Annotated in this window: 11 protein-coding genes, 1 pseudogene and 1 CRISPR repeat array; of the genes and pseudogenes, 5 read left to right on the top strand and 7 right to left on the bottom strand. The window is 47.0% G+C overall.

Features of this window, described 5'->3' with window-relative positions; all coding sequences use genetic code 11:
• The first annotated feature begins 88 nt into the window (after positions 1–88).
• The gene (locus FC62_RS07030; protein ID WP_054745630.1) at positions 89–547 is read left to right on the top strand and encodes an OsmC family protein; all 459 of its coding nucleotides are present in this window, start codon (positions 89–91) and stop codon (positions 545–547) included.
• Positions 548–601: 54 nt separating this feature from the next.
• Here FC62_RS07030 and glmS read toward each other — a convergent pair whose 3' ends face one another.
• The 4 genes and pseudogenes from glmS to FC62_RS07050 all read right to left on the bottom strand — a co-directional run.
• Positions 602–2,413 carry a glutamine--fructose-6-phosphate transaminase (isomerizing) gene (gene glmS, locus FC62_RS07035; RefSeq protein ID WP_056947127.1) on the bottom strand — a complete coding sequence of 604 codons (1,812 nt, stop codon included), beginning with the start codon at positions 2,411–2,413 and terminating at the stop codon, positions 602–604.
• 201 nt (positions 2,414–2,614) lie between these two features.
• Entirely contained in the window at positions 2,615–3,178 is a 564-nt protein-coding gene (locus tag FC62_RS07040) for a GNAT family N-acetyltransferase (protein ID WP_075362810.1), read from the bottom strand.
• A 140-nt stretch (positions 3,179–3,318) separates the two neighbouring features.
• Entirely contained in the window at positions 3,319–5,721 is a 2,403-nt protein-coding gene (ppsA, locus tag FC62_RS07045) for a phosphoenolpyruvate synthase (RefSeq protein WP_056947130.1), read from the bottom strand.
• 209 nt (positions 5,722–5,930) lie between these two features.
• A pseudogene (locus tag FC62_RS07050) lies at positions 5,931–6,173 on the bottom strand (FAD-binding protein); the annotation flags it as partial.
• A 35-nt stretch (positions 6,174–6,208) separates the two neighbouring features.
• Here FC62_RS07050 and FC62_RS07055 point away from each other — a divergent pair.
• On the top strand, positions 6,209–6,400 hold the full coding sequence (locus FC62_RS07055; protein ID WP_054745634.1) for a type II toxin-antitoxin system HicA family toxin: 192 nt from the start codon (positions 6,209–6,211) through the stop codon (positions 6,398–6,400).
• A 46-nt stretch (positions 6,401–6,446) separates the two neighbouring features.
• Positions 6,447–6,848 carry a type II toxin-antitoxin system HicB family antitoxin gene (locus FC62_RS07060; RefSeq protein WP_056947132.1) on the top strand — a complete coding sequence of 134 codons (402 nt, stop codon included), beginning with the start codon at positions 6,447–6,449 and terminating at the stop codon, positions 6,846–6,848.
• Positions 6,849–6,988: 140 nt separating this feature from the next.
• Here FC62_RS07060 and FC62_RS07065 read toward each other — a convergent pair whose 3' ends face one another.
• The 3 genes from FC62_RS07065 to FC62_RS07075 form a co-directional block, all read right to left on the bottom strand.
• Complete coding sequence (locus FC62_RS07065) at positions 6,989–7,309, bottom strand: hypothetical protein (protein WP_056947134.1); 321 nt, start codon at positions 7,307–7,309, stop codon at positions 6,989–6,991.
• Positions 7,310–7,313: 4 nt separating this feature from the next.
• A complete protein-coding gene (locus tag FC62_RS07070) occupies positions 7,314–7,571 on the bottom strand; it encodes an AbrB/MazE/SpoVT family DNA-binding domain-containing protein (RefSeq protein ID WP_056947137.1) in 258 nt (85 codons plus the stop codon).
• Between the two features lie 125 nt (positions 7,572–7,696).
• Positions 7,697–8,125, bottom strand: coding sequence for a GNAT family N-acetyltransferase (locus tag FC62_RS07075; RefSeq protein ID WP_056947141.1), 429 nt, complete (start codon positions 8,123–8,125; stop codon positions 7,697–7,699).
• Between the two features lie 145 nt (positions 8,126–8,270).
• Here FC62_RS07075 and FC62_RS08550 point away from each other — a divergent pair, with 145 nt between their 5' ends.
• Both FC62_RS08550 and FC62_RS07085 read left to right on the top strand, forming a co-directional pair.
• On the top strand, positions 8,271–8,477 hold the full coding sequence (locus FC62_RS08550; RefSeq protein WP_054745645.1) for a TMEM175 family protein: 207 nt from the start codon (positions 8,271–8,273) through the stop codon (positions 8,475–8,477).
• 2 nt (positions 8,478–8,479) lie between these two features.
• Positions 8,480–9,217 carry a class I SAM-dependent methyltransferase gene (locus tag FC62_RS07085; protein WP_054745647.1) on the top strand — a complete coding sequence of 246 codons (738 nt, stop codon included), beginning with the start codon at positions 8,480–8,482 and terminating at the stop codon, positions 9,215–9,217.
• A gap of 456 nt (positions 9,218–9,673) precedes the next feature.
• A CRISPR array of direct repeats spans positions 9,674–11,287; the repeat unit is 28 nt; unit sequence GGATCACCCCCGCCTGTGCGGGGAAAAC.
• Positions 11,288–11,324 lie beyond the last annotated feature (37 nt).

Raw genomic sequence — 11,324 nt, forward strand, 5'->3', positions numbered from 1 at the left:
TGTGTCTGCGGTATCTTCATGTCTGATTATTACCCCATCATTATTAAAAAATGATAAGCTTACAGCACAGAGAATGGAGGTTATAGTTATGTCCATATCACACTCAAAGGCCGTTGCAACAAGTGTACGCGGCTATCAAGTTCGAATTAATGTCCGTGACCACGAGCTCATGCTCGATGAACCCACGGAGACCCCGGGTGGTCTCAATTCGGGTATCACGCCGGTGGAAACCTTACTTTCGGCTGTCGGTGGTTGTAAAATCATCATGGCTAAAAGTTTCGCTCACCGTTTCGGTATCAAGTTAAACGGTATCAGCGTCACTGTCGACGGCGAGCTAGATCGTAGAGGGTACCTCGCTCAAGACGATAGTATTCGTCCGGGATTACCAAAGATCTGGTGTACTTACCAAATTGACGCAAATAACACAGATGCAGAGATTGCCGAATTCATTAAATTTGTTGATCACTATTGTCCCGTCGCCGATACCATCACAAATGGTGCGGAGATTACCACGCAAATCGAGCGCGTCAATCTCGATGCCAAATGAACCAGAAGTAAATAAGGTACAGTCGAGTTGACTGTACCTTATTTCTTTGTCAGATTATTCAACTGTTACACTTTTGGCCAAATTACGTGGTTGGTCGACATTTAGACCACGTTGCAGTGTCGAGAAGTATGCAATCAATTGCCCAACAACACCAGTCAACAACGGCATCAACTCCGGCGTCAAAGTTGGCAGCACGAATTGGTCTCCGCTTCCCTTGGTCTCCTCGGTACTAACGACCACTACGTTGCCGCCGCGTGCCTTAACCTCTTGCACATTACCCCTGGTATGAGACGCCGTCAATTTCTCGGTAATGAAGAAAATGGCTGGGACGCGGTCCTCGATGAGTGCAATGGTGCCGTGCTTCAACTCGCCAGCGGCGAATCCCTCCGTATGGACGTACGAAATTTCCTTCAATTTGAGTGCAGCCTCTAGACTAACATCGTAGTCGATGCCACGGCCCAGGTAAAATGCGTGTTCCTGGTCCGTCAGGTACTCTTTTGTTAATGCAGCAAATTTATCCTTCTCGGCTAACACCCGATCAATTCCGACCGCCGCCAAACTCAATTGCTGCTGTAGATCCCACTCAACTGCTAAACGTTCTTGTAACTGAACTCCCAATGCTTTTGCCAAAACCGCTTCGACAGCAATCTGTGCTGTATATGCTTTAGTTGAGGCCACAGCAATTTCTGGTCCCGCAAGTAGCGGCAGGTGAAAGTCCGCTTCCCGGGCCAACGTCGAGTTAACCACATTAGTCAAGACCAGCGTGCTTAACCCCCTCTTCTTCGCTTCAACCAAGACTTGACGGCTATCTGCGGTTTCCCCACTTTGAGAGAGAAAAATAAAGAATGGCTTCTGCGACAATAACGGCCAGTGATAACCAAATTCGCTTGCTACGCCGACCTCAACGGGTTTCTTCGTGTACTTTTCAAATAGTCGTTTACCAACTAGACTTGCGTGGTAACTCGTACCGGCCGCCACGAAGTAGAACCGATCAGCCTGGGCCATTAACTGGAGGAGCTCAGCGGGAACGTTAATACTGCTATTGTTAGCCAAATAATGCTGGCTGATCCGTCGCAAGACAGCAGGTTGCTCATCAATCTCCTTGAGCATAAATGTATCATACGTACCTTTTGTGGCAGCGGCATGGTCGATCTTGATCGTGATGGGAGCGCGGTGCACATCTTGGCCGTCCTGATCAAAGACAGAGACAGTCGTCTTGGTCACAACGGCAAAATCGCCATCATGCAATTCAAGGTATTGGTCTGTCACGTCAAAGGTCGCCAGTGCGTCTGAGGCGACAATGTTATAACCATTAGCTAGGCCAATCAGCATCGGACTCTTATTCTTAGCCACGTAGAGCTGCTCTTCGTTCTCCTTATCAACGAGCATCAGAGCGTATGAGCCCTCGAGCAAGCCTAGTGTTTTCTGAAAAGCGGCCAGAGTAGTCAACCCATCTTGCTCAACAAACTTGGCGATTAACTGGACAATCACCTCTGTATCGGTCTGGCTGACAAAGGTAGTGCCGGCAAGTTCCTGTTCCTTTAACTGGGTGAAGTTGCTGATCACACCATTGTGCACCAAATAGAAGCGTTCGCTGGTCGAGAACTGTGGGTGAGCATTTTCAATGCTAGGCTGACCATGTGTTGCCCACCGTGTATGGGCAATTCCCATCGTACCGCTCATCTCAGGCGCAATTTGCTCCTCCAAGTCCGCAATCTTACCAACAGATTTCACCAGCTCGTCAGACCCATCCTCACTGAGGAAAATACCGGCTGAATCATAACCGCGATATTCCAGGCGCTCGAGCCCCTTCAACAAAATATTTTTACTTTGGCTCGTGCCAATCGTTCCAACTATTCCACACATATAATTTTTACTCCTTAAATTGGTATAGACTAATCTGTGAACTTATCACAAAGAGGTGTAGTGCATATTATATGTTTAATGTGCGATATAAGTCAAATAATTTTTAATTGGTATAGTTCAATTTGTAAGTTGTGGTCTAGAACCGTTTCTGAACAAAAAAAGCTCAACCGATTTCCGGTTGAACTTATTCAATTACTTCACTTAATATTCAAATTTCGCCGCCCGGCCAACCAGCGAAGTCGGCTCATCAATCGCCTTGCGCAAAACGCGGACGAAATATTCGTGTTCGTTCTCGTGGCGCACGTGGCCACCGTTCTTCTTCATCACCTGGAGCGACGCGAGGTTCGTCTTTGCACACGCCAAGAAAATCTCCGGTTCGTTTGATGGTAGGATCTTATCTGCTTTTCTCAAAGCTAACTTTAAGCCCGCGGTCCCATACCCACGCCCTTGAAATTCCGGGAGAATGCCATAACCAATGTGACCGGGACCTTGACGCAGAAAGTCATTTAGGTAGTGCCTAATTTTGAAGAGGCCCACAATTTTGTCATTATCCCAGAGAAAGAAATACGTGTCTGGTACGTGACCGTCTGGGAGATTAAGTCCATTGCTGCTATCTTCACGCTCATCTATTGCGTTTGTCAGAAATTCCGCAAATGAAATATTCTGGTATGGCACTTCGAAGCCATTAATTTCAGGCATCTTTTGAAAAAACTCATATTCTACCGCCGCATCAGCTTGATTTAAGCGTTTTAAATAAACTGTCATCTGCATCCCTCACTTTAGATTATGATATGTACATTAATCTTTTCTAAGAGAATAAGCAACAATAACATGATTATTTAAATAAAAAAGACCAACTTGTTGCTAAGTTGATCTTTTAGAGCTCCACCACCGCGCTAAAAAGATTACCACTCGTAGTCCGTCTGATCCTTTAAGCCACGACCCGTAGCCGCATCGATGAGAATTCGCTGTTCGAAGTGCGCCACGTTTCTCTTCGTCTCCTTCACCATGTCCGGGTTTACCGACACATAGTCAATACCACTTTGAACCAAGAAGTTCGTAAAGTCTGGAAATTCCGATGGCGCCTGACCACAAATCGAAACTGTTTTACCAGCAGCATGTGCAGTCTTAATTAGATGGCGAATGGCGCGTTTCACCGCCAGGTTCCGCTCATCAAAGAGGCTGGCCACCGTATCGTTGTTCCGATCACACCCGAGTAAGAGCATCGTCAAGTCATTCGAACCAATCGAATAGCCATCGATATACTGGTTGAACTGGTCCGCCAGAATGATGTTGGACGGGATTTCGGCCATCATATAGACTTTAAAGTCGGCAGTCCGCTCTAGCCCCTCGACACGCATAATCTCCGTGACCTTCTCTACCTCGGCGACGGTTCTCACAAAGGGAATCATCACGTTCAGATTGGTCAGGCCAAACTCTTGGCGAACCTTCTTCACCGCAGCTAACTCTAGTTTGAATGCCTCGATGTATTTCGGATCATAATACCGTGAAGCACCACGCCATCCTAACAAGTCTGCAGGTTCATTTGGTTCATACTTCGAACCACCCTTCAACTGGCGGTACTCACTCGACTTAAAGTCCGAGAGTCTAAGGACCACCGGCCGTGGGCTCATGGCACGTGCCACCTTTGCAATACCCGCTGCAAGCATTCGAATTGCTTTACCCTGCTGTCCCTCCTCAATCAGATACAACGGGTGCTCATGGATATAGGATGTCCAGATGAACTCCTCACGCATTAGGCCTATGCCATCAACCGGCAAGTCCGCATAACGTTCAATTAGGTCAGGATCGCCCAGGTTCATCATCACGGGTGTTGCGGTTGGTGCAAACGTCTCACCCACAGCCTGCACTGTCCCAGTTTGGTCTACTGGTTGAGGTTGAGTAAACATTGCAGTCACATCACCCTGATAGACAATACCGTTTGAAGCATCGACTGTGACTGTGTCTCCGGTCTGTAGGAGCTTCGTGGCAGGTGTGCCCTTGCTACTTGTACCAACGATACATGGAATCTGCATTTCACGCGAGATAATCGCTGCGTGACACGTCATTCCGCCGTTATCCGTGATGATTGCCACCGCCTTTTTCATCGCTGGAACCCAGTCGGGCGAGGTCATGATGGTCACAAGAATCTCGCCGGGCTGAAACTCCTCAATGTCTTTCGCGTCATCAATCACATGTACCACACCACTAACGACCCCAGGACTTGCAGGTAATCCACGCAACAACGCTTCAGCATAACTTTCATTGAAATCACTGTGCTGTTCAGTACCTGCCTTTCCCTGCTCCTTCTTTCTCCTGGACCAGACTGTCTCTGGACGGGCCTGAACCACCCATACTCGGTTCGTATTACTGTCGAGCGCGAATTCCATATCCATGTAAGAGCCGTAATGCTCCTCGATGGCCTTCACATAGCCGGCAATCTCTAGAATTTGTTCATCAGTTAAGACCTGCTGCTCCTGCAATTCGTCCGGTACCGGTACCTCGACAACGCCACCATCCGGTTCCCGCACTAGTTGCACATCTTGTTTAATCACACTTTTATCGACAATTTGCATGGAGTCTTTTGCAACCACATAATGATTCGGCGTTACTTTCCCCAGGACAATGTACTCACCCAAACCATAGATTGCGTCAATCACAATTTTGGTGTCATCGCCATTCGAGACATCAACCGAGAACATGATGCCTGATGCTTTCGAGAAAACCATCATCTGAATAGCCGCAGAAAGAGCGACTCGCTCATGTGGAAAGTTCTGCTTGTGCCGATAATATGCCGCTCTATCTGTAAATAAGGAGGCATAACACTGCTGGACGCGATTAACCACATCTGCCTGACCACGAATATTCAAGTAAGACTCCTGCTGACCTGCAAAAGATGCATCCGGCAAATCCTCCGCTGTTGCAGAGGACCGAATTGCCACAAAGGGGTTGTCTTGGTTCATCTTCTGACCTAGCTCCTGGTATGCAGCAGTAATCTCGGCCGCTAAATCAGCCGGCATCTCGGCAGTCACAATCAGCCGCCGAATCTCTGCACACGCTAGGTGCAACTCAAGTGAATTCTCGTAATCCTTAATACCTGCCAGTAAGCTATTCACCCGCTCATTCAGGTGAGTTTGCTCCATAAAATAACGGTAAGCATGGGCAGTTGTCGCGAACCCGTATGGTACGGGAACCGACATGGCGGAAGTCATCTCTCCTAAAGAAGACGACTTGCCACCGACAAGATTGACATCTTCACGGTGTAGTTCATCAAACCATAAAACATTTGTGGTATCACGGTTACTCATTAGATTTTCCTCCTACCAATTCTACGTCAACAACATTACTTCCCTGTCTAGCTCTTTTGAAAGCGATTTCATATTACACCTATATTGTATTGCATCGTGAACAGAAGTTAAAGGGGCCAATTGGTCTAACCACTTTGGCACGAGCAAAATAAAAAAAGACGGTCTATTTAACCGTCTATCGCCATTTACATTTTTGACAAAAATATCACTTATTGCGCTACAAAAGCAGCAGACTGGGTGCCTGCTTGGCGTCCAAAAATAACAATATCAGCAACTGCGTTCCCACCGATACGGTTGTTACCATGCAAACCGCCAGTAACTTCCCCGGCAGCGAACAATCCCTTGATTGCGGTGCCCGATTTATCTAAAACTTGGGTCTCCGTGTTAATCTTGACGCCACCCATCGTGTGGTGAATACCTGGGGCAATCTTAATGGCGTAGTAAGGACCATGGTCAAGCTTTTGGTCCATCCCAAAGGAGCTATCCAGTGGAACATAAAGTAACAGAGGTGCTCAAGATATTGCAGAACGCTGGTTTCACGGAGGATAGAATTAGAGGTAGTCACCATAGATTCAAATACTCACATGGTCATTATGTGAGCGTAGCATACGATAAGCCTGGCAAGACAATACCAATCAAAACCTACAACAGTATTTTACGGCAAGCCGGTATCAAGTAAAATATCCCTAATAAATTCATTTAGACAAATCAGAAAGGACATAAATATGAAACGCTTAGTGACGTACGCAGCTGTACTAGACGACTCTGAGAATAAGCCTAACGAATACACAGTGACTTTCCCGGATATTCCAGGTGCAATCACCGATGGTCAAGGCCTCTCAGAAGCGCTCAATAACGCGGAGGAAGTGTTAGGACTAATGCTATTTGATCAGAATCCTTTGCCAGCCGCTACAGATATCAAGGATATTCAAGCTCAACATTCAAATGCTACGGTTTCATACATCACAACAGACCTTGAACAAGCAAAGAAAGAAGTACACGTTCCGCTGGTCAAAAAGAATACTACAATACCAGCAGACCTAGCTCGAGAAGCAGAGAAGCAGGGAATCAACTTTTCAGCAGTACTAACCGCCGCACTAAAAGAGCGCCTGGGGATTAAATCCTAGGCGTTCTTTTCTTTACCTACTTGTTAATAAAAACTTCTTCTCGCTGATACTTCGCCTTAACTATCGATAAAGAAGCTGCCAGCAAAATCCGCTAACCAAACAAATACCACCCCTCACCATTCGGAGGTGGTATTTTGTTGCTAAAACTTCTGGCGTAACTGCCTTTGGTGATAAATAGGACCAATTAGAAGATATTCCTTTTCTTGATCTATTCGATAGAAAATTGCATACAATCGCCCAATTTGAATCCTTCGTGTTTCCATGGAAAAGCCAAAGGTCCCAGAAACATCAGCAAATCGTCTCGGAAAACATTTCAATGATTCCAAAGAACTTTGAATTAGTACTACGTACTCACTAATTTTTTCCTCTGTCAGGCCAACTTCTTCCCAATCTTGAACTAAGCTTTGGAGGGACGTCAAGAATCCATCAGTCATCACAAGTTCGAGTTTTTCCTCTTCCATTCCTCTATTTCCAGCCATACTTACCAAATTCTTTTTTTAATCTCTCATTGTCAACAATTAATCCCTTTTCAAAATCTTTGAAACCCTCGTCAATCACCCGTCTATCGTGTTCCAAATCAGATTCATAACGATCAATAATTATTTTATTTTGTGAGACTTCATAGTGTAGTATATCGCCTTCTGAAACTTCCCAATTCTTTGGAATAATCGCACCTAGGCTGTTACCAACTTTACGTACTTTCAATTGATTTCTCTTTGCCATTATCCTCACCTCGTAGGCAGATTATAACATCAGTTATAACTTTACTGTCAAGCACAAATATTGCAGCCTGGAAAACTAGCCAAAACAAATACCCGCCCTCACTATTCGGGGCTGGTATTTTGCTGTTAAAACTTCTTCTCAAACTTGGCCTGATACTTCACTTTAGTGAAGCCGTTATGCTCATAGAACTCGTGGGCGGATGTTCTCTCAGCACCGGAATTGAGCCGCACGCCGGCGAATCCCAGCTCATGCGACCACTCCTCTGCCGTCTTGACTAACTGGCTCCCAACACCCTGCCCTTGAAACTCGTGGACAACCGCCAGCTCCATCACGTTGACCAACTTCTCGTTAATTAGGCTGATGTATTCAGCCAGTTGAATATAGCCTGCAAACTGGCCATCAACCTCGGCAACATTAATCTTGAGCCATGGCCGCGCCAGGACTTCTTCAAGCATCTGTGCCGTATGCTCCACCGTGTAATCGTAATGCAGTTCGTCATAATTCAGTTTGGTAATCGCACGCACATCTTCAGGTTTCACTGGTCTAATAATCATTCACTTGCCCTCTCCTTATTCGAATGACCTTAGATTACCACTTTCCTCCGCTAGCTTCATGGCTTAATTTTCCGGGAAAAAACGCACAATTGCATCACAGTGCTATAATCTAGTAATCGAAAATAATCTCTGAAGGACATTAATTGTGGAAAAGTTAAAAGAACGGATGGATTTCTTCAGTGACGCAGTAATGGCCATCATCATCACGATTATGGTCTTGGAGCTGACCCTGCCTACCAGCAATACGGCCGCCGCTTACCTCCAGTTTGGTAAGTCAATTGGCAGGCCGATATGCAGCAAGCACTGGCCCAGCTTTTCGAAGATGTCAACGAGAAATAATAATGGAGAGTAATCATGAAAGAGAACATTTACGATAACGAGCAATTCTTTGAGAAGTACAGTCACTTCCCGCGGTCGGTCGCGGGTCTCTCTGCGGCGGGGGAATGGCACGAACTAAAGAAACTCCTGCCTGATTTCCACGGCAAGCGGGTGCTAGACATAGGTTGTGGCTTCGGCTGGCACTGCATGTACGCCGCCGAGAATGGCGCAGAAACTGTACTTGGGACTGATATTTCGAGTAAGATGCTGGCGGTGGTGAATGAGAAAAACACGTTTGACAATGTGCACTACCAGCAGATTGCGATGGAAGATATTGACTTCGCCCCTAACAGTTTCGATGTGGTCATGAGTTCTCTGGCCTTTCACTACACGCCGGACTTTCGTGCCATCTGTGAGAGGATTAGTCACTGCCTCACAGTTGGCGGCCAGCTTATCTTTTCCGTAGAGCATCCCGTGTTCACAGCGTTTGGCACGCAGGACTGGATCTATGATGAAGATGGTAAGCCAAAATATTGGCCGGTCGATCATTACTTCACCGATGGTAAGCGTAACGCCGTGTTTTTAGGGGAATCCGTGGTGAAATATCACAAGACACTGACGACATACCTGAATACACTGTTGCAAACGGGCTTTACGATTACGGGAATTGTCGAGCCGGAGCCGGGCGCGGAGTTGCTGGATACTGTTCCGGGGATGCGCGATGAGTTGCGCCGACCAATGATGCTTCTTGTGTCAGCGACGAAAGCGGCTTAACGTCACGTTGTTAAAATTTTCACCTTGCTAAATATTTTGAGGACTTTGGGGCACTAATCGGTTAGATTAGTGTTTTTTTGTTTGGTCGTTGGAATTGGGGGAAGTGTTGGATTAGTGGGAAAACAAAAAAACCCGCAAATGCGGGGAATACAACCTGGATATGTATTAAATTAGCAAACATAACAGGATCACACCCGCGTATGCGGGGAAAACCACCCTAGTATTATAGCATTAATACACATTTCCTAGTGAGAACAAATACCCTAATATGCATAATGACTGTATATTAAAGTATAATCGCAAATATTTCTTTGACTAATTAAACTTGCCAGGACTGAACTTCATGCTTAGAACGTTCATAAGTTGTAATTGCTGACTGATATAAGCTATCGGTGTATGAATCACCCCGTATATACAGGGAACTAAAAAATCAGATTTGAAATATTCCGGCACCAAGGATCACCCCCGCCTGTACGGGGAAAACATTGAAAACCGCAAATTTATCACTCAACTTGATCAGTCACCCCCGCCTGTGCGGGGAAAACTTGAATGACCTCCTAATTATTTATACTGTGCTAGGATCACCCCCGCCTGTGCGGGGAAAACTGATGCATATTACACATGGCAAGATAATGAATAGGATCACCCCCGCCTGTGCGGGGAAAACTCGTGCAAGGCAGAATTGGTGGTGTTGAGTGGAGGATCACCCCCGCCTGTGCGGGGAAAACGACAAGGCATATCACATCATCAAGTGGGCGGTAGGATCACCCCCGCCTGTGCGGGGAAAACCGCTTACAAATATCTGCAACCAGCCTAGCACAAGGATCACCCCCGCCTGTGCGGGGAAAACTTTGAAAATCTAGGTAAATTTATCGAACACTTAGGATCACCCCCGCCTGTGCGGGGAAAACGATTATGCATAAATGCCGTAAAAGCGGTTGTAAGGATCACCCCCGCCTGTGCGGGGAAAACTAAACGCATAGTCGATAATAGCCTTGCTTGCTGGGATCACCCCCGCCTGTGCGGGGAAAACCTGCCAACACGAAAATTAGAAATGCTCTGGCGAGGATCACCCCCGCCTGTGCGGGGAAAACTACTGAGCCGTGGCTTTGCTGCTAGACCCCTGAGGATCACCCCCGCCTGTGCGGGGAAAACTTTTAACTCCGATAATCCAATTTTTAGTTGGAGGGATCACCCCCGCCTGTGCGGGGAAAACGTAAACATTTCAAAAACTTTTGAATTATCATGAGGATCACCCCCGCCTGTGCGGGGAAAACCCCGCGCGACTACACACACGCCGGCCCGTATGAGGATCACCCCCGCCTGTGCGGGGAAAACTTAACCTCTGCACCTGTTAAATCATTGCGCGGAGGATCACCCCCGCCTGTGCGGGGAAAACTATCCACCTTTGAACCATCAGCTTTTAACTTGAGGATCACCCCCGCCTGTGCGGGGAAAACGGTCTGGCACTATTCAGCAGGTTTTAAGCTACGGGATCACCCCCGCCTGTGCGGGGAAAACTTCTCCCTCTCTCTATCTCTCTTACAATATCTAGGATCACCCCCGCCTGTGCGGGGAAAACGAAAACACTAAACTACTATGGTTTAGATACTAGGGATCACCCCCGCCTGTGCGGGGAAAACAATTGTCGGTATTGATATGCCATGGATTAGCAAGGATCACCCCCGCCTGTGCGGGGAAAACGACTACACGGGCTATAACGATTTAAAGGAATTAGGATCACCCCCGCCTGTGCGGGGAAAACTCGATAACGGCGTCCGCCGTTAAAACGACCATGGGATCACCCCCGCCTGTGCGGGGAAAACTGTTTCATTAAATCAGACGGGTTCAATGTATCAGGATCACCCCCGCCTGTGCGGGGAAAACCGATGGTGTTAAAAGTATAATAGGAAGCGATGGGGATCACCCCCGCCTGTGCGGGGAAAACACAGACGTCTGATAGAGTAGAGGAAATTATTTAGGATCACCCCCGCCTGTGCGGGGAAAACTCGGTCAAGCTACCATTACAAGAACCACTAGTGGGATCACCCCCGCCTGTGCGGGGAAAACATTACGCAAAACAAGGTAGATGTCGATGCGGCAGGAT

Origin of the sequence: Amylolactobacillus amylotrophicus DSM 20534, assembly GCF_001434555.1 — a bacterium.
Taxonomy (GTDB): domain Bacteria; phylum Bacillota; class Bacilli; order Lactobacillales; family Lactobacillaceae; genus Amylolactobacillus; species Amylolactobacillus amylophilus.

Bases quoted from the DNA above. Each gene is read 5' to 3' on its own strand.
- FC62_RS07030 (WP_054745630.1), top strand. From the start codon at position 89: ATGTCCATATCACACTCAAAGGCCGTTGCAACAAGTGTACGCGGCTAT.
- glmS (WP_056947127.1), bottom strand. From the start codon at position 2,413: ATGTGTGGAATAGTTGGAACGATTGGCACGAGCCAAAGTAAAAATATT.
- FC62_RS07040 (WP_075362810.1), bottom strand. From the start codon at position 3,178: ATGACAGTTTATTTAAAACGCTTAAATCAAGCTGATGCGGCGGTAGAA.
- ppsA (WP_056947130.1), bottom strand. From the start codon at position 5,721: ATGAGTAACCGTGATACCACAAATGTTTTATGGTTTGATGAACTACAC.
- FC62_RS07060 (WP_056947132.1), top strand. From the start codon at position 6,447: ATGAAACGCTTAGTGACGTACGCAGCTGTACTAGACGACTCTGAGAAT.
- FC62_RS07065 (WP_056947134.1), bottom strand. From the start codon at position 7,309: ATGGAAGAGGAAAAACTCGAACTTGTGATGACTGATGGATTCTTGACG.
- FC62_RS07070 (WP_056947137.1), bottom strand. From the start codon at position 7,571: ATGGCAAAGAGAAATCAATTGAAAGTACGTAAAGTTGGTAACAGCCTA.
- FC62_RS07075 (WP_056947141.1), bottom strand. From the start codon at position 8,125: ATGATTATTAGACCAGTGAAACCTGAAGATGTGCGTGCGATTACCAAA.
- FC62_RS07085 (WP_054745647.1), top strand. From the start codon at position 8,480: ATGAAAGAGAACATTTACGATAACGAGCAATTCTTTGAGAAGTACAGT.